Origin of the sequence: Caldicoprobacter sp., from assembly GCF_047459465.1 — a bacterium.
GTDB lineage: Bacteria > Bacillota > Clostridia > Caldicoprobacterales > Caldicoprobacteraceae > Caldicoprobacter.
On record NZ_VSCO01000023.1, the window covers coordinates 1 to 18,433 of the forward strand.

An 18,433-nucleotide genomic window follows, 5' to 3' on the forward strand; every position below is an offset into this window, starting at 1 on the left:
CGTAACGATCTACCTTGCACCACGACAGGTAACTTACTATCCAGCCATGATCCTAAATACGAACCAGCCGTATTTAGGACCATGACCAAACAGGTCATCACCTGTCGTGATGGTTCGTTCGACCATACAGGATACCTGCACAGCCCTGTGCAACCTCTCGGCTGCACAGAACCGTTAGTATAATCACCTTCGGCACCCTGTATGATCTTCGCTCGACCCCGTGAGACAGGTTGGAATCTTATTGCAATCAAAGATTTCGACTGCAATAAAACTTTTCCCCGCCCCACGGAATCTGCCCGCCGACTGCATACAGGCCTGACGGGACCTGTATGCAATCTTTGGCCGACCCATATACGCCCTCACCGAGCGTATATGGATCTGGGCTCAACCGTTACGTGCCCTTTCGCTATTTAGGTTAACCACTTTAAAACGATTTATGCGCTGCATAAATATTTTTTTAAACTAAACCTTTATGAAACCGAGGCGACCATTTTAGCTTTTTAGCGCTAATACATTTAATCTTCACGTGATGGAGATAAATTAGAAAATGTGATAAAATAATTTTTAAATACGATAAAATTTGGGATTTTCAATTGGCTGCAAAAACGCCTTGCAAAATAATTTACCTCTTTTCACAACAAAACTTTACTTTGCATTATTTTGTTAAAAGCAACAAAAGGGGAGGATGAAGTATGATCATTAAAGCCCATGAAATGGAAAAAGAACTTAGGGAAAAAATGAGGGGAGGAAATGGCACCGTTAAAATTACCCATATAGGGAAAGGGCAGTTGCCATCAAAAGTCCGCCTCTTTGCAAAGATAACGCTGGAGAAGGGATGTTCTATAGGGTTCCATCAACATGACGGTGAAACCGAGATGTTCTATTTCCTAAAGGGCAGGGGTAAAGTGAGCGACGACGGTACCATACATTACGTAGAAGCAGGGGATGCCATGTTTACAGGAGGTGGGAAGGGGCATTCGGTTGAAAACTGCGACGATGAACCCCTGGAGCTGATTGCCGTCATCGCGCTGGATTCATAGTTCCATCGTTTCCATAAATATATCAGTGTTTTTTCGTATACATCTTCGCATAATAAATACAAACGTTATGAACACAATACAAAAAGCAAAGGAGCACTGATATATAATGGAAGGTGGAACTTTCAATCCGGAAGAACACCTGACCAAACTTCCCATCCGTCGCTGGAATCCCAAGATAAACGATTGGGAAACCGACTACGCCGATTATCTAGAGGTCAAGTGGCGGATGGTATGGTTTCGCAATGAAAACAAACAGGGGACCAAGACCGTCATCCGGGATAAGATCATAGACCCCCATAACCGGTTTGCCTATTTCGAACTCGAAGTGACCGATAGTAGGGGAAATGTTGAAATAGGGGTAGGTTCTGAAACGGGAGATGACTTTAAGGACTATATAGAAAAGGCATATACCAAGGCCTATGGCCGTGCTCTGGCGGCTTTGGGATACGGTACCCCATTTGCGCCAGAGCTGGAAGAGGGCGAGAGTGTGGTTGACAGCCCTGTGGAATCCAGGGACAAGGAGGTTAAAACTCCTACCCGTGAAGAACCTATCACCGATGCACAGCGAAGGGCAATTTATGCCATATACAATGCACTGGGATATACCGAAGGACAGATGAAAGAGATACTGCAGCAGAGATATCACAAATCCGAGAGCAAAGCCCTGACCAAGCAGGAAGCTTCAGACCTCATCGATTACCTCAACAGCTTGAAGGACAGGGATTAGGCCGTAGGGGTATAACCTGTGCCATTTTCTTGACGCCATGGTAAAGATAATATAAAATGAGTATTAAAAAATTTGTAGGGGTGTAAGAAACATGGCACAGGTTATACCTTTTAAAGGCTTCCGTTACAACGCTTCAAAGATAGGCGATCTGGCTAAGGTGACGACTCCTCCTTATGACGTGATATCGCCGAGCGAGCAGGATCGATTTTACCAAATCAGCCAGTACAATATAATTCGGCTGGAGCTGGGGAAGGAAGAGCCCGAAGATGATGAACTCAACAACAAATATACCAGGGCTGCAGCATATCTCAAGGATTGGATAGAAAAGCAGGTACTGGTTCAAGAAAGGCAGCCTTCGTTTTACATTTACCAACAAGAGTTTGGCCTTCCAAACGGAAATAAATATACTCGCACGGGATTTATAAGCCTGGTGAGGTTGGAGGATTTCTCGAAGGGCGTCATACTGCCCCATGAGAATACCCTTTCCAAGCCAAAGGCCGATAGATTACGACTTATGCAGGCCTGCCAGGCAAACTTCAGCCAGATATTTGCTCTCTATGACGATCCCGAGAAAGCTATCCCGCACCTACTCAAACGGCATATTGATGCTCATTCCCCTGATATAGAAGTCGAGGCCATTCCGGGCATTATCGATAGGCTGTGGGTTGTGTCCGACCATTCCTTGATAGCGCAAATCCAGGAGTGCATGGCAGATAAGAAGCTGTATATCGCCGATGGCCATCACCGGTACGAGACAGCCCTTACATATCGCAATCAGCGCATGGCTCAAAATCCGTATCACACGGGCGACGAGCTCTACAACTTTGTCATGATGATGATAGTCGAGATGGAGGATCCTGGCCTCATCATACTTCCCACACACAGAATAATAAGCGGCATAGAGGGCTTTTCAAAGGAGGAATTTCTAAAAAGAGCGAGCAAGGACTTCATAGTAGAGGAGCATGCTTTATCGGGCGCAACCTTAAAGCAGCGGGCAGATGAAATGGAAAGCCTGCTTACCCAAAAAGGCAGCCACAGCTTCGTATTCTACGACGGAAATTTGAGAAGCTGCTATATTTTGACGCTCAAGAGCATGGAATCCGTAAATGAGCGATTGCCCCAGCACCATATATCATATCGGAGTCTAGACGTCACAATTCTCCATACATTGCTGTTGGAACCCCTGCTGGGGATAGGGAGGGAGCAGATGGCAAATCAGGAGTTTATCACCTATACTCATGATTTGATGGAGGGGGCACAGTGGGTAGAAGAGGGCAAGTGCCAGATGGCGTTCTTCGTCAATGCTCCATCGGTAAGGCAAGTAAAGGAGGTCTCGTTGGCCGGAGAAAAGATGCCGCAAAAATCAACTTACTTTTATCCTAAGCTGCTGACAGGATTGGTGATAAACAAATTCTAACAGCGAGCGGCTTACAGACGGCAGGATTATAGTCCTGCCGTTTTTTCATCATGCTGAATAAATAGCGTGCACATGTTGTATTCTATTACTTAGATATAGCCCAAAAGCATTACAATTTGATGATTTGAGAGGTAGTGGGAATATGAAGTACGTAGAAGGTTCTCCCAATCCCAAAAACAGAAAAAAGATGGAAGAGAACAATCCGCCCAAGCTAAAGAGCGAGGAACAGGTGGACCTGACTCTGGATAAGGAAATCGGTAAAAATTTGGAAAAGTTTAAGGCTTTCTTGAAGGACAGCAGCGACGTAGTATTCCGCGAATTTAGTTTAGGGACCCAAAGCATACCATGCGCCCTAGTGTATGTCGATGGGCTGGTCAACGTTACTGTGATCAATGAACAAATTTTGAAACCTATGATGCATCAGATTGCCTTGCTAGAAACCAATTTAAACCAGCCCATACAGCCAGATAGGATATTCGAAATCGTCAAACTTCATGCTTTAGCGGTAGGGGAAATAAAAGAGGCAAAAACCTTAGACGATGCTTTTTTGTACGTTTTATCTGGTGAAGTGGCCGTCATAATCGACGGATTTGATAAGATCCTGATAGCCAACGCCAGGGGATGGCCCCAGCGAAGCATACAGGAACCTCCATCGGAAGTGGTGATTCGCGGACCCAGGGAGGGCTTTACCGAAACCTTAAGGGTAAATACCGCCTTGCTTAGAAGAAAGATCAAGGACCCAAACCTGGTAATAAAATCCGTACAGATTGGCAGACGGAGCAAAACCGATGTAGCCTATGCATATATCAAAGGAGTGGCCAGCCAAGAACTGGTGGAGGAGGTAGAGCGGCGACTTAACCAAATAGATGTGGATATATTCTTGGATAGCAGCCAAATAGAGCAGTATATCCAGGACAATTATCTCACCTATTTCCCGCAGATCGAGGTTACCGAACGCCCTGATAAGACGGCAGCCAGCCTAGCAGAAGGCCGAGTGGCCATATTGATGGATAACAGCCCTTATGCCCTTATTGTTCCAGCTACATTTTATCAGTTTTTTCAAAGTCCTGAAGACTATTATGAACGCTGGATACTGGCTTCCTTCATTCGACTTTTGCGCTGGAGCGGAGCTGTTTTAGCGTCGCTAACGCCGGCAATATATGTAGCCATCGTATCATTTCACCCTGGCTTTATCCCCACCAACCTGGTAATATCGGTTGCTGCCGCCCGCGCCACCGTACCCTTCCCGGCTTTTGTGGAAGCCCTTCTTATGGAGCTTACATTTGAGCTACTCAGGGAAGCGGGAGCCAGGCTACCGCGGGCCATCGGCCAAACCATAGGCATAGTTGGCGGTTTGATCATAGGGGACGCGGCCGTCAGAGCGGGAATTACCAGCCCCATTATGGTAATCGTGGTGGCCATTACCGCTATAGCCTCATTTATCATTCCATCGTACAGCGCTGCTCTGGCCATTAGGTTGATTCGCTTTCCCTTTATCGTGTTAGCTGCTGTTTTTGGCATATATGGCGTCATACTCGGATTCATTATTTTAAACGTCCATTTGGTAACCATAAAGAGCTTTGGGGTAAGCTACATGACGCCACAGGCGCCTATGAGGTATCAAGACTGGAAGGACTTTTTCATACGTTTACCCACACAGATCATGAAGCGAAGGCCTACCAGCACGTATCCCATAGATATCGATAGACGGCAGCAAGACCCTGTCAAGGAGGAAGTTCGATGAAAGAAAGAAGTGACTGGTTGAGCAACATACAAATAACGTTCATGGTATCCTCGGCCATTATAGGGGTAACTGTATTGACTCTACCCCGTACTGCTGCCGAATTGGCTAAAGCGGGTGGATTTATTGCTACGTTTATTACCGGAGCATTAATGGCACTGGTGCTGGTTATAGTAGCACTGTTGGCCAGAAGATTTCCAAATGACACCATAATGGAATACAGCAGGAAGATAATAGGCCTTATCCCGGCCAAGATATTGGGATTTATATTCTTTTTTTATTTCATAAGCGTAGTAAGCGTGATTTTAAGGCTGTTTTGCGATGCCGTAAAAGTACTGTTACTTAAAAATACTCCATTGGAAGTATTGATAATTACCTTTTTGTTCGCGGCGGTTTACCTGTGCCTCAACGGCGTTAGCTCCCTAGCTAAGATATGCGAGCTGTTTGAACCCCTTGTAATCGGAACCATGCTTCTGGTTATCGTATTATCCCTTGAAAATTTCAATTTTGAAGAGCTGCTACCCGCTTTTAAGCAGAATATATCCCAGTGGCTTTATGCCGTCCCCCACTTGACCATATCTTATTTAGGCTTTGAAGTGCTCCTCTTCATTACGCCATATGCTCAGGACACCAGCAAGGTCGTAAAATATGGCTTGTGGGGCATACTGCCTTCCATCTTTATATATTCGCTATTTGTGGCAGTCGCAGTGGGCACTGCTGGGGTTGAAGCGGTTGCCCGTTCCCTATATCCCACTCTTCAATTGGCCAGGTACATTAAATTCCCCGGAGGTTTCGCAGAAAGATTCGATATCTTCTTTATGATCTTTTTGATGCTAGGGGCCTATACGACGGTGTCTTCCTATTTATACCTTTCTTCTGTTTCAATAACAAAGCTGCTGGGGCTTAGGAATTACAAACCTTTTATACTTTTAATTGTGCCCATAATATACGTGCTAGCCTTGTTGCCTCAAAACATTAAGGAGATAAACGTATTCTCGCAGTATGTCAGCTACATAGGTTTGGCCTTACTGGCTGCAGTGATAGTACTCTACGTACTGGCTGTCATACTTAAAAAGGGGGAAAGTTTAGAGAATGAGGGTAAATAAAAAGTATATCGCAGCAGCGGTAATCGCCATTATTATCGCCTTTATCATGACGGGCTGTTGGGATATGGTGGAAATAGAAACCAATGCCTTCATATTGGGAATAGGGTTGGACCTCTCAAAGGACGTAGAAGGAGATGAGGAAAGGATTATGGTAACGTATCAAATAGCCCTGCCAGCCGATATGCTGGTGGCAAGCGGACAGGGCGAAGGAGGGGGTGGAGGAGCATCTACGTTAAATATCAGCATAGAGGCAAAGAATTTGATGATGGCAGAACAGACGCTCATGTCCACCCTCAATCAAGTGCCCAATTACGACCATTTACAGGTGGTAGTTTTTGGAGAGGAGCTGTCAACGAAAGGAATTGGCAAGTATATCGACTTTTTCTTCAGAGATTCCAGGATAAGGCAGCGCACTAAAGTAGCTGTAAGTAAAGGAAAAGCCAGCGAAGTTTTTAAAGTACAGCCCAAAACCGTTAAAAGCACATCGCAATACATCAGCGATTTGTTAGACGAAAACGAAAAACGAAATCTAATGGTGCTTATGCCTATGGATTTTGGAAAAATGCAGAGGCACTTTATACGAAAGCTGGATGTATGTTTGCCCAGCATTGTGTTGAAAAAGGATACCCTAACTGTTCAGGGCGCTGGGGTATTTAGCGGCGATAAACTGGTGGCATGGCTCACTGGGTCCGAGGTCATGGGCCTTAAATGGCTTCACGGCCAACCGGCCAAGGGAATTATAGATATTTCCAGCGATAAGATTAAAACGGGAGATTTTGTATTTAATATCACCAACAACAAAGTATCCATAAAACCTGTTCTAGACGGCAACAGGTTTATCTTCAAAGTCAAAATGGACGTAGAAGGGGATATAGGTGAGATTCAAAACGAAAAGTTCAATACTTATGATATGACCCTTATTCGCCAAGTGGAAGATTTGGTGAAACAAAAAATTACACGTTCTTGTAGCGAGGTGTTTGATAAGCTGGTAAATGATTTAAGAACCGATTGTATAGAGCTGGGGCGAAGGGTACAAAACTACTATCCGGATTTTTGGGAAAAAAATAAGGATAGATGGAAGGAGTATTTTGTCAACTCATCCCTCGAAATGGAGGTGGACGTAAAGCTAAGAAGAGTGGGAGTAATCAAATAATCGTTATCTTATCCTGCAAATCTGGAAACAATAAAGAAAAGCACAGCGATTGCCAGATATGCCAAGCTGCACCATTTTGCGATCTTCTGTTCCCTAGGAAACTTACCAGGCGCTTCCAGCCCATAAACTACGAAAAGAATTAAGCTGGAGAAAATCATTAATAACGAAAAATAATGCGTCATTAAAATATTCAATATCGTCGAAAATAGACCCATAGCATTCTCCCCTCGACTTAAACAGGCTAAAGCACCTCTTTTTTAATTATTACCCGGCGTTGTACAAAATATCCTCGGCTGATCGATTCTGAAAACGTCAATTTCTGCGGAAAATTGCATTGCGATCTAGGAATCGATTATGCCTTTCTTCAAGAAAAGCTTTCGAACCATCTGTCCCTCAGGCGCAACGACACAAAAATATTACAAAAATACTTATGCCAGGATGCGGTTGTTATATGGTATAATTTAATTGAAGAGATATGGTGTTGGCTCTCGTTTAACTTTATGCAGGCAGGTAGGCTACTTAACGCCATTGCCGTGATGCTCTAAATCCTTGAGAATGCCTACATTTTCAAAGGTTGTGGAAGGCATGAATTAAATTACAGCAAAGGGGTAATGGATGTGGATAAGCTTGAACACATATTTGAGCTGCAGGCCCAATTTGATGAAGCTTTGATTGAAAAGCGCAACCTTAAGCATATCAAACCGGAAGAGTGGATACAGAAGGAAGTGCTGGCCATGGTTTCAGAGCTGGGCGAGCTTCTCAATGAAGTCAATTTCAAGTGGTGGAAAAATCCCAAGGAGATAGACTACAACGCTATCAAAGAAGAGCTGGTGGATATACTCCATTTTCTCATCAGTATGTGCCTAAAAGTTGGGATTACTGCCGACGACCTGTATCAAGCTTACCTTACGAAAAATCGGGAAAACTTTGCCAGGCAGAAGGGGCAATCCAAAAAAACCGGTTACGAATGGGAGCTGCCCAGAAACGATAATCTTTAATGCCTAAAACGAATTTGATACCATCAAAAGAATGGTAATTGGTCATAGGATGGGAACATGGCAAGTATGACGTTAATGAAAGAGTTCCTTTCTGGACGAGACTAACAACGCAAAACCAGAAAGGAACTCTTTTATTATGTGTTTTTACCAGAAAAAGTAATAATAGAAAAATATGGTGTCCTCCTATGTTAGAATACAAAAAGCATAGGGAGGAGTTTTTTTATTATGTTTAAGATAATAACGCCATGTATACGGCAGTATTTTCTACAGGCTATCCTGCACTATATTCAACGTTGTTTCATACAATGTATTAGCGGGAAGGAGGCGATCCAATGTCCGACCGTCAACTCATACTTACCTTTATAGGTGGTGATGCCAGACAAGTTGAAGCCATGAACATGGCGTCAAAGGACGGCTTCATCGTAAAAGCAATAGGGTTTAAGGATATAACCAACGCTAACATAAAGTTACACAAGGATTTGGATGAGGAATGTTTTGTCTGCCATGCCCTTATACTTCCAATTCCGTATAAAAACAGGCATGGCTATATAAACATAACCTATGATTCGCAGTCCATAACCCTGGAGCAGGTCATGGAAAAGGTTGACCCATCAACCATCATCATTCTAGGCAAAGCCGACAATGACATCAGGCAGCTGGCTGAGAAAAAGAACTTACACCTTTTCGATATTCTGGAAGAAGAAACCTTTGCCATACTTAATGCCATCCCGACGGCTGAAGGCGCAATACAGCGTGCCATGGAGAAGACTGATATAACCCTTCACGGGGCAAACGTACTTGTACTGGGTTATGGAAGGATTGGCAAGTGCTTGGCCAGAATGCTCAAGGGCATAGGCTCCAGGGTGACGGTGGAAGCGCGTAAGCCGGAGGACCTGGCATGGATATACGAAAATGGCTATAACGGTGTCCATATCGACGAGTTGGATTCCATTTTGGGATCACAGCAGGTGATATTCAACACCATTCCATACCTGGTGCTTACCCGCGAAAGGCTCGAAAAAGTGAATAAGGAAGCGGTCATCATCGACCTTGCTTCTGCGCCAGGCGGAACTGATTTTGAAGCCGCAAAGGAGCTAGGCATCAGGGCTTACCTGGAACTTGGCCTTCCGGGCATAGTAGCACCTAAAACTGCTGGAAGAATTGTATACAGCGTAATAAAAGAAGTGCTTGAAAGAGCTCAAAAACTTGGTATAATAAGGGGGTTAAAGGCATGAGGCTGAAAGGTATAAAAATAGGTTTTTGCATAACCGGGTCATTCTGCACCTTCGATAAGGTGCTTATACAGCTACAGAGAATGGTAGATGAAGGCGCCGAGGTATACCCCATATTCTCTTATGCTGTTGCATCAACCGATACGCGGTATACCACAGCAGCTGATTTTAGGCAAAAGGTGGAAAGCATTACCGGACGTAAAGTCATTGCCGATATAGTAAACGCTGAACCCATAGGCCCCCAGAAGCTGTTGGATGTAGTGGTCATAGCACCCTGTACTGGGAATACCCTAGCAAAGCTGGCCAATGGCATCAACGATACGCCCGTTCTAATGGCAACCAAAGCACACCTTCGCAATCAAAGGCCAGTGGTGGTAGCCATATCCACCAATGACGCTCTGGGCAACAACGCTAAAAACCTGGGGCAAATCATGAATGTAAAAAACATATATGTGGTACCATTTTACCAGGATGATCCGCAAAACAAGCCCAACTCCTTAATTGCCGATATGGATAAGATAATAGATACCGTGCTTCTTGCACTTGAAGGGAAGCAGATACAACCGATATTTATAGAGAAAAAGGAATGAGATATAATTAAAACATGGAGGAATTGAACATGAAGATAGTGATACAAAAATTTGGAGGTACTTCTGTGGCCACTCTGGAGATGCGGGCCAAAGCTGTACAAAAGGTCATAAACGCCAAAAAAAGCGGTTATTATCCTGTAGTGGTGGTATCTGCCATGGGGCGAAAAGGTGCACCCTATGCCACCGATACTCTGATAGACCTAGCTAAAAACGAATGCGTGGATACCCACCCCAGGGAAATGGATCTGCTCATGTCATGTGGTGAAATCATCTCCAGCGTAGTCATGGTAAACGCTTTAAGGGCTAAAGGATATGAGGCCGTGGCTTTAACCGGTGGTCAGGCGGGTATCATCACCGATAACAATTATGGCAATGCCAACATACTAAGGGTTCAGCCTGATAGAATATACATGTACCTGGAGATGGGGAAAATACCCGTTGTAGCCGGATTTCAAGGAGTTACCGAAAGCGGCGACATAACTACCCTTGGCAGGGGCGGCAGCGATACCACAGCTGCAGCACTGGGCAAAGCCCTTGCTGCTTCCTTTATAGAGATATATACCGATGTGGACGGCATCATGACAGCTGATCCCAGGTTAGTGCCCAACGCCACAGTGCTGAAACACCTAACCTATTCCGAGGTATTTCAGATGGCTGACCAGGGAGCCAAAGTCATTCATCCCAGGGCCGTTGAAATAGCAATGAGCTGCAACATACCGCTCATCATCAAAAACGTCAATGGCAATGGCCCCGGTACCATGGTCTCATCGTACTACGAGAGCGATTACCTCAAGACTATAGAGCATGATCCGAACCAGGTAATTACCGCTATATCTCACATGCTCAATAGGACCCAGATTACCATCGAGAACCTAAATCTGGAGCTACAAAATACGGTCCTAAACCGTCTGGCCGAAAATGGCATAAGCATCGATCTTATCAACGTGTTCCCCAATAAGATGATATTCACCATAGATGGCGATGACTCAGCTAAAACTACCACAATTCTCGAACAGCTCGGCTGTTCATACTCGGCAGTATACAATTGTAGCAAAATATCGGCTATAGGCAACAGGATGAGAGGGGTCCCGGGGGTCATGGCAAGGATCATAAAAGCCTTGCACAAAAACCAAGTGCATGTGCTTCAAACCGCCGATTCCCATACCACCATTTCCTGCCTTATAAAGGGAGAAGATACGGCAAAAGCGCTGGTAGCTCTACATGACGAGTTTAAGTTGCATACTCGATGAGCCCGGTTTGGGCTCATCTTTCTTTTTATTTGGGAAATACTAATCTTAAGAGAGAGGCCATTGGTCTTGCTAATGTTTACCAGATAAGACAATGATGAGCATAAGAAATCCCATATGTTTATGGAGGATAATATGTTGAACAAGAGCGAAAATCTGAGTGTACAATCCCAACAGTCTCAAAATGCCGATGAGGGACCCGCTTTCCCATACTCTCAGGCAGAAAACATAAAGGAATTTGGCGTCGCATCTGCTCCTCCAGCGCTGGACAGCGATATTCACTGCCTGACCATAGTGGGTCAGATAGAGGGGCACATAATGCTGCCGCCTCAAAACAAGACCACCAAATATGAACACGTTATCCCTCAGTTGGTGGCTATTGAGCAGAGCAAAAATATCAAGGGATTGTTGCTCATCCTAAACACGGTGGGCGGCGATGTAGAGGCAGGCCTCGCAATAGCAGAAATGATAAGCACCATGTCCAAGCCTACGGTATCTTTGGTCCTTGGCGGAGGGCACAGCATAGGAGTTCCTCTGGCAGTCAGCGCCGATTGTTCCTTTATTGCCCCCAGCGCCACCATGACCATCCACCCCATTCGCATGACAGGCTTGGTGGTGGGAATACCACAGACTTACGAATACCTAAACAGGATGCAGGATAGGGTGGTGGATTTCATTGTACGTCACTCAAAGATCTCCAAAGAGAAGCTCAACGAGCTGCTCAAAGGGACCGGCGGGCTGTCAAGCGATGTGGGAACAGTACTCATAGGAGAAGAGGCGGTACGCTATGGCATAATAGACTATGTGGGAGGCGTAAAAGAAGCCATATTGAAGCTCAGGGAGCTAATATCTCAAAACGAAGGAGGAGGGCCACATTGATACTGCATACCATCGTTCCAATCCAGTACATCTTCAGCGATTATACAGCCCAAACCAGGTCGACTCCCCGCCTTATAGAATGGAATAACGTAAAGCTAGAAGTCTTGCCGGCAGGAGAAGGGAAGTACCAAATCAACCGGATTCTGAGCACCAACCCCTTTGACTATTTAAACCCTCGGTTGCAGCCGGGGATCATCATACAGCTAGATCCTAAAATATAGGCCTCTTCATAAGCCCAGGTAAATATTCCTTTACCTGGGCTTATCCGTTATTGTAAATCTCATATGGCGTTCTCGGGTAAAGAGTGATATAATGATAACGTTCATTATTTGGGTAGGGGAGGCGGATTCCTTGGATCTTCTGTATGCAATTCTTCTGGGGATACTGCAGGGCCTTACCGAGTTTTTGCCCATCAGCAGCTCAGGGCACCTGGTCATAGCGCAGGATATCTTCAACATTCAGGGAGCTGATCTGGCTTTTGATGTGATGCTCCATTTGGGAACCCTCGTTGCAGTGCTCATATACTACTGGCAGGATGTTTTGAATCTCATTAGCGAATTTTTTATACTAATAGGCGATTTCATAAAGGGCAAAAGACCAAAGTTACTGGATTATTCAAGGCCTTATAGAGTCCTCATGGTCATGATAATCATAGCTACCGTACCTACTGCCATCATCGGATTGGTTTTCAATGACTTGTTTTCAAGGCTGTTTGAAACTGCCGATTTTGTAGGCTACGCCCTCATCGTGACTGGCATATTGTTGTGGATAGCCAATGGCATAGTAAGCGGCAGGAAAGATATAAAGCACATGACCGCAGGAGATGCAGTAACGGTGGGACTCATTCAGGGGCTGGCCATTACCCCAGGTATATCCCGTTCCGGTTCCACCATCTTTGCAGGGCTCATCAGGGGATTGAATCGCGAATTGGCCACGCGCTTTTCATTTTTGCTGTCCATTCCGGCCATACTGGGTGCAGTGGTGGTTGAAGGCAAGGACGTTTTTGAAGGCGCATCGGCCTTACACGAGGTCATGCCCGTCCTGGCAGGATTTGTTGCTGCTGCCGTCTCGGGTTATCTAGCCATTCGTTTTTTAATCTCGGTGCTACAGAAGAGGAAACTCAACTACTTCTCTTATTATTGCTGGGCGGTGGGCATCCTAAGTATACTATATACGTGGTTTGCTGCGTAAACTGCCCGTTAAATTTGGCTTCTCCAGTATCGGTTTTATGACCTCAGCCTAATGACAGGAAACTTCAGGCAAATTCATAGCAGGAATTTAGAGGGATGGTGTAGAATATCAATACATGGGTGATCTCGGATGTCGAAGAATAAAAAAAAGGAAAGGAGTACAAAAAACGACAGGCAAATATACTACGAAGCGGCAGGAGTGCTGATAATTGGAGTAGGCCTTTTCGCCTTTATAAGCATATATACTGATCAGGCCGGCATGGTAGGCAAATACCTTAAGGAACTAGTGATGGGACTCTTCGGCCTTGTCGGTTACACCATCCCCCTACTGCTGGTTACAGCTGGCGTATTGACCATAATCGCCTATCGCAAAAGGGTGAACAGGCTCAAAATACTGCTCATCGTTTTCACCGTTGCCTTTATTATGTCCATCATCCATATATCCTATTTTCGATATTTTGATTGGGGTAGCATCCAAGCTTTTGTACATTCCTCCTATGCCAAAGGGCAACAGGTCAAAGGCAGCGGCGCCCTGGTGGCCCCTTTTGTATTTGCTGTATATAAGCTGTTTGGATTGGCAGGAAGTTATGTGCTTTTGGGCGCTTTTGTCATCGTAAATTTGCTTTTGCTGACCAACCTCTCCCTCAAGGATGTGGGCCAAAACGTATATGGCACCATAAAACCCATACTTCACAGACAGCATGCCAGGAAAAAAGAGGGTAAGCCTTTTGTGGGGGAGGTAATTCCTGTAGAGGAATTCAAAAAAAAGCTGGATGAAGACCTTCGTCCCCTTGATGAGGCGTTTAAAGAAAAGGATGATACATCGTGGCGACCCAAAGCAAAGAAGCCAAAAGGAAAGGATAGGCAAGATGGTCCGCCTGGCCACCAGCATGACAACGTGCAGGCTCAGGCGGCTCAAACTGAAAGCGTGATTGTCGAAAACATGCAAAAAGGAGGATATATAATCCCACCTTTGGACCTGTTGAGGCTGCCACCTACAAGCGCCAATGACCGTGAGCAGGACAAAATGGCAGAGAATAACGCCAAGCTGCTTGAAGAGACATTACACAATTTCGGCATCAGCGCCAAAGTTACGCATATAAGCCGGGGGCCGGTCATTACGCGATATGAGCTTCAGCCGGCTCCAGGGATCAAAGTGAGCAGGATTGTCAACCTAGCCGACGACATAGCCCTAAACCTTGCAGCCCCTTCGGTGCGCATAGAAGCGCCCATCCCGGGCAAAGCGGCCATCGGCATTGAAGTACCCAACCGGGACGTATCCCCCGTTTTATTGAGGGAGGTACTGGGCTCGGATGAGTTCATCTTTCATCCATCCAAGCTGGCGGTAGCTTTGGGCAAAGACATAGCCGGTAAGGCCGTCATCGCCGACATCGCTAGAATGCCGCACCTGCTCATAGCCGGAGCCACGGGTTCCGGCAAAAGCGTGTGCATCAACACCATCATCATAAGCATACTCTACAAGGCTTCACCCCGGGAGGTAAAATTCATCATGGTGGATCCCAAAGTGGTGGAGCTCAACCATTATAACGGAATACCCCACCTGCTCATACCAGTTGTGACCAATCCCAAAAAGGCAGCAGGAGCCCTCAACTGGGCGGTGCAGGAGATGACCTCGCGCTACAACCTGTTCGCTGATGCCGGGGTGAAGGATATAGAAGGGTACAACAGCATGGTGGAAAACGAGGATGAGCGTTTACCGCAGATAGTGGTGATCATAGACGAGCTGGCTGACCTGATGATGGTTTCGCCTTCCGAAGTGGAAGATGCCATATGCCGCCTTGCACAGATGGCGCGGGCAGCCGGCATTCATCTGGTAATAGCCACTCAAAGGCCTTCGGTGGATGTGATCACCGGGCTTATAAAGGCAAACATTCCTTCTCGCATCGCCTTCGCAGTATCTTCTCAGGTTGACTCGAGAACTATTTTGGACATGGGCGGCGCTGAAAAGCTGCTGGGGCGCGGCGACATGCTGTTTTACCCCGTTGGCGTCAACAAGCCCATAAGAGTTCAGGGATGCTTCATATCCGAAAAAGAGGTAAAAGCTGTGGTCGATTACATTAAAAACCAAAATGCCGCCCCCGTTTACGATGCCCAGGCCATGGAGAAGATTGAAGGCGATGAGGAAAAGCCTAACTTGGAGGAGCACGATGAGCTGCTGCCCGAAGCCATAGAGATCGTCATAGAAGCCGGTCAGGCATCTATTTCCATGCTGCAAAGGCGCCTCCGCATAGGTTATGCTCGTGCTGCCCGGCTTATAGACGAGATGGAAGCCAGGGGAATAGTCAGCGGTTTTGAGGGCAGCAAACCCCGAAACGTGCTCATAACCCGTGAGGAGTTTGAAAGGCTGTATAAGGACGTAAAATAGGAGGATGCAGATTTAGTACATGAAGGTAGGAATGGTTTCTCTAGGTTGCGATAAAAACAGGGTTGATTCTGAGGTCATGCTTGGACTTCTACTTCGGGCTGGCCACTCCATCGTCAACAGGCCTGAAGAAGCGGATGTCATAATAGTAAACACATGCGGCTTCATAGATCCGGCCAAAGAGGAATCGGTGGAAACCATACTGGAGCAGGCCCAATATAAGAAGATGGGCAAGTGTAGGCTGCTCATCGTGACCGGTTGCCTGGCCCAGAGGTATTCTAAGGAGATCATAAACGAGATTCCAGAAGTGGATGCTGTCATAGGCACCGGCCGTTTCACCGAAATATTGGACGTAATCAACCGGTGCGAGTCAAAGCATGAGCGCCTGGTGGCTGTGGATAATCCCAGGTTTCCCGATATCAACGGCATACCAAGGGTGCTTACTACCCCATCTTATACCGCTTACTTGAAGATATCGGAAGGGTGCAGCAACCGCTGTACTTATTGCGTTATACCACAGCTCAGAGGTCCCCACGTCAGCCGTCCGATGGACCATGTGCTGGAGGAAGCCCAGCTTTTGGTTGATAGGGGAGTAAAGGAAATAATACTGGTGGGCCAGGATTTAACCAGGTACGGCCAGGACCTAAAAGGGGATGTATCGTTGGTCAGACTGATAAAGGAGCTGGTCAAAATCCCTGGGCTTGTATGGGTTCGCCTGCTTTACTGCTATCCCGACCGCGTTACCGATGAGCTTATCGATGCTATAGCCCAGGAAGAAAAGGTGTGCAACTATATAGATATACCTATACAGCATATACACCCCGAAATACTCAGAAAGATGAACCGGCCTGCTGATCCGGAACAGATCAAAAGCCTTCTTGCAAAGTTGAGAAAGAGGATACCCGACATAATAATACGCACCTCGCTCATCGTGGGATTTCCGGGCGAGGGTAATGCGGAATTTCAAGAATTGCTCGATTTCGTCAAAGAATATCAGTTCAATAGGGTAGGGGTATTTCCCTATTCCAAAGAGGAGGGAACGCCAGCCGCCCGGTTACCTGGGCAGGTGGATGAAAGGACAAAAGAAGCCCGCCGAGACGCTTTGATGAGCATACAACAGAAGATATCCAAAAGGCTGAATCGCCAAAGGGTAGGCCAGATCTGTAAGGTCTTGATAGAAGGAACAAGCTCGGAAGGCGTATATTTTGGTAGATCGTACGGCGAAGCGCCTGAGATAGACGGACAGGTGTTTGTAATAAGCGACCGGCCGCTTAAAGCCGGCGATTTTGTGAATGTCAAGATAACCAAGGCATATGAATATGATTTGTTGGGGGAAGATTATGAATCTGGCAAATAAGATAACCATTGTGAGGATAATGCTGGTGCCCATTTTTATGGTCCTTTTGCTTTCGGACTTTCCTTACAGCAACGTAATAGCAGCGCTTATATTCATCGTGGCAGCCAGTACCGATACGGTGGACGGGTATATAGCCCGAAAAAGGAATGAAGTCACCAACTTTGGCAAGTTTATCGACCCACTGGCCGACAAGATTTTGGTGACTGCAGCGTTGGTCATTCTGGTAGAAATGGGCAAGATATCATCTGTAGTGGCCATTATAATAATAACCAGGGAATTCATCATCACGGGCTTTAGGGTGCTGGCAGCTTCGGAGGGGATAGTCATAGCAGCCAGTTGGTGGGGTAAGGCCAAGACCATCACTCAGATAGTGGCTATAGTGGCTGTCATGCTGGACAACATGCCGTTCAAATGGATAGGTTTTCCCTTTGACAGGATAGCCCTGATTCTAGCCGTCATCATTACTATAGTATCGGGCATAGATTATATCTATAAAAACTTCGATATACTTAGCAAATAAAGGGAGAGAGAAATGCTATGGATGCCGAGATCATTGCCGTGGGTAGCGAACTGCTGCTGGGCCAGATCGCAAATACCAACGCCCAGTATATATCTCAACGTCTCTCATCGGTAGGCTTAAACGTGTATTACCATACCGTGGTAGGGGATAACAGAAAGCGCTTACTGAGTGCTCTTGAGATTGCGTGCAAGCGAGCAGATATCATAATCACCACGGGCGGATTGGGTCCCACCATGGATGACCTTACAAAGGAGACGGTTGCTGAATTTTTAGGGTTGGAGCTTGTCCTCCATCAGCCCAGCGCGCAGGCTATACGCGAGTATTTCTCAAAAAGAGGCAGAACCATGACCGAAAACAATCTAAAGCAGGCCATGTTTCCCAAAGAAGCTATCGTCCTTCCCAATGATGTAGGAACAGCTCCGGGGGCTATTATAGAAAGGGATGGGAAAACCTTTATCATATTGCCAGGACCTCCCTATGAGATGCAGCCCATGTTTGAGAACCACGTAATCCCCTATTTAACCCGAAAAGAAGACCAGACGATCTTCTCAAGGATCCTCAGAATATACGGCATCGGGGAATCGGCTGTAGAAGAGATGATAAAGGATCTGCTTGAAAATCAGAGCAATCCAACCATTGCGCCTTTAGCATCCTATGGCGAAGTTACCCTTAGATTGACGGTTAAGTGCCATCGATCCCAAGACCCCCTTGAGCTGATAAAACCCGTTGAAGACGAAATACGTAGGCGCCTCGGTGAGGCCGTCTATGGCGTAGACGATGATCGCCTGGAGACGGTGGTAGCCAAACTGCTTAAGGAGAAGGGTTTGACATTAGCTGTGGCCGAATCCTGTAC

General features: G+C 46.1%; 17 protein-coding genes. All 17 read left to right on the forward strand.

What is annotated here, in order from left to right; translation table 11 throughout:
- Positions 1-692 precede the first annotated feature (692 nt).
- Entirely contained in the window at positions 693-1,040 is a 348-nt protein-coding gene (locus FWJ59_RS02785; RefSeq protein ID WP_414480468.1) for a cupin domain-containing protein, read from the forward strand.
- Between the two features lie 106 nt (positions 1,041-1,146).
- A complete protein-coding gene (locus FWJ59_RS02790; RefSeq protein WP_414480469.1) occupies positions 1,147-1,767 on the forward strand; it encodes a hypothetical protein in 621 nt (206 codons plus the stop codon).
- 91 nt (positions 1,768-1,858) lie between these two features.
- Complete coding sequence (locus tag FWJ59_RS02795; RefSeq protein ID WP_414480470.1) at positions 1,859-3,184, forward strand: DUF1015 domain-containing protein; 1,326 nt, start codon at positions 1,859-1,861, stop codon at positions 3,182-3,184.
- 142 nt (positions 3,185-3,326) lie between these two features.
- The gene (locus FWJ59_RS02800) at positions 3,327-4,928 is read left to right on the forward strand and encodes a spore germination protein (protein WP_414480471.1); all 1,602 of its coding nucleotides are present in this window, start codon (positions 3,327-3,329) and stop codon (positions 4,926-4,928) included.
- Positions 4,925-6,031, forward strand: coding sequence for a GerAB/ArcD/ProY family transporter (locus FWJ59_RS02805; RefSeq protein WP_414480472.1), 1,107 nt, complete (start codon positions 4,925-4,927; stop codon positions 6,029-6,031). Before FWJ59_RS02800 ends, FWJ59_RS02805 begins: the two co-directional genes overlap by 4 nt.
- Positions 6,018-7,184, forward strand: coding sequence for a Ger(x)C family spore germination protein (locus tag FWJ59_RS02810; RefSeq protein ID WP_414480473.1), 1,167 nt, complete (start codon positions 6,018-6,020; stop codon positions 7,182-7,184). Before FWJ59_RS02805 ends, FWJ59_RS02810 begins: the two co-directional genes overlap by 14 nt.
- Positions 7,185-7,801: 617 nt before the next feature.
- Positions 7,802-8,182 (forward strand): dUTPase, encoded by a 381-nt coding sequence (locus FWJ59_RS02815; RefSeq protein WP_414480474.1) that lies wholly within the window; start codon positions 7,802-7,804, stop codon positions 8,180-8,182.
- A 332-nt stretch (positions 8,183-8,514) separates the two neighbouring features.
- Entirely contained in the window at positions 8,515-9,417 is a 903-nt protein-coding gene (dpsA, locus tag FWJ59_RS02820) for a dipicolinate synthase subunit DpsA (RefSeq protein WP_414480475.1), read from the forward strand.
- Positions 9,414-10,004, forward strand: a complete 591-nt coding sequence (locus FWJ59_RS02825) for a dipicolinate synthase subunit B (protein WP_414480476.1) — start codon at positions 9,414-9,416, stop codon at positions 10,002-10,004. The genes dpsA and FWJ59_RS02825 overlap by 4 nt, the downstream gene beginning before the upstream one ends.
- Positions 10,005-10,033: 29 nt before the next feature.
- Positions 10,034-11,254, forward strand: a complete 1,221-nt coding sequence (gene dapG / locus FWJ59_RS02830) for an aspartate kinase (RefSeq protein WP_414480477.1) — start codon at positions 10,034-10,036, stop codon at positions 11,252-11,254.
- Between the two features lie 132 nt (positions 11,255-11,386).
- Complete coding sequence (locus FWJ59_RS02835) at positions 11,387-12,130, forward strand: ClpP family protease (RefSeq protein ID WP_414480478.1); 744 nt, start codon at positions 11,387-11,389, stop codon at positions 12,128-12,130.
- Complete coding sequence (locus FWJ59_RS02840) at positions 12,127-12,351, forward strand: YlzJ-like family protein (RefSeq protein WP_414480479.1); 225 nt, start codon at positions 12,127-12,129, stop codon at positions 12,349-12,351. Before FWJ59_RS02835 ends, FWJ59_RS02840 begins: the two co-directional genes overlap by 4 nt.
- 130 nt (positions 12,352-12,481) lie before the next feature.
- A complete protein-coding gene (gene uppP, locus FWJ59_RS02845) occupies positions 12,482-13,321 on the forward strand; it encodes an undecaprenyl-diphosphatase UppP (RefSeq protein WP_414480480.1) in 840 nt (279 codons plus the stop codon).
- A gap of 129 nt (positions 13,322-13,450) precedes the next feature.
- Positions 13,451-15,706, forward strand: coding sequence for a DNA translocase FtsK (locus tag FWJ59_RS02850; protein WP_414480481.1), 2,256 nt, complete (start codon positions 13,451-13,453; stop codon positions 15,704-15,706).
- A 19-nt stretch (positions 15,707-15,725) separates the two neighbouring features.
- Positions 15,726-17,060: a 30S ribosomal protein S12 methylthiotransferase RimO gene (gene rimO / locus FWJ59_RS02855; protein WP_414480482.1), complete on the forward strand. Its 1,335-nt coding sequence runs from the start codon at positions 15,726-15,728 to the stop codon at positions 17,058-17,060.
- Complete coding sequence (gene pgsA / locus FWJ59_RS02860; protein WP_414480483.1) at positions 17,044-17,580, forward strand: CDP-diacylglycerol--glycerol-3-phosphate 3-phosphatidyltransferase; 537 nt, start codon at positions 17,044-17,046, stop codon at positions 17,578-17,580. The genes rimO and pgsA overlap by 17 nt, the downstream gene beginning before the upstream one ends.
- Before the next feature lie 17 nt (positions 17,581-17,597).
- On the forward strand, positions 17,598-18,433 hold an 836-nt coding region (locus tag FWJ59_RS02865; RefSeq protein ID WP_414480484.1), incomplete at its 3' end, for a competence/damage-inducible protein A.

Bases quoted from the DNA above. Each gene is read 5' to 3' on its own strand.
- FWJ59_RS02785 (WP_414480468.1), top strand. From the start codon at position 693: ATGATCATTAAAGCCCATGAAATGGAAAAAGAACTTAGGGAAAAAATG.
- FWJ59_RS02790 (WP_414480469.1), top strand. From the start codon at position 1,147: ATGGAAGGTGGAACTTTCAATCCGGAAGAACACCTGACCAAACTTCCC.
- FWJ59_RS02795 (WP_414480470.1), top strand. From the start codon at position 1,859: ATGGCACAGGTTATACCTTTTAAAGGCTTCCGTTACAACGCTTCAAAG.
- FWJ59_RS02800 (WP_414480471.1), top strand. From the start codon at position 3,327: ATGAAGTACGTAGAAGGTTCTCCCAATCCCAAAAACAGAAAAAAGATG.
- FWJ59_RS02805 (WP_414480472.1), top strand. From the start codon at position 4,925: ATGAAAGAAAGAAGTGACTGGTTGAGCAACATACAAATAACGTTCATG.
- FWJ59_RS02810 (WP_414480473.1), top strand. From the start codon at position 6,018: ATGAGGGTAAATAAAAAGTATATCGCAGCAGCGGTAATCGCCATTATT.
- dpsA (WP_414480475.1), top strand. From the start codon at position 8,515: ATGTCCGACCGTCAACTCATACTTACCTTTATAGGTGGTGATGCCAGA.
- FWJ59_RS02825 (WP_414480476.1), top strand. From the start codon at position 9,414: ATGAGGCTGAAAGGTATAAAAATAGGTTTTTGCATAACCGGGTCATTC.
- dapG (WP_414480477.1), top strand. From the start codon at position 10,034: ATGAAGATAGTGATACAAAAATTTGGAGGTACTTCTGTGGCCACTCTG.
- FWJ59_RS02835 (WP_414480478.1), top strand. From the start codon at position 11,387: ATGTTGAACAAGAGCGAAAATCTGAGTGTACAATCCCAACAGTCTCAA.
- FWJ59_RS02850 (WP_414480481.1), top strand. From the start codon at position 13,451: ATGTCGAAGAATAAAAAAAAGGAAAGGAGTACAAAAAACGACAGGCAA.
- rimO (WP_414480482.1), top strand. From the start codon at position 15,726: ATGAAGGTAGGAATGGTTTCTCTAGGTTGCGATAAAAACAGGGTTGAT.
- pgsA (WP_414480483.1), top strand. From the start codon at position 17,044: ATGAATCTGGCAAATAAGATAACCATTGTGAGGATAATGCTGGTGCCC.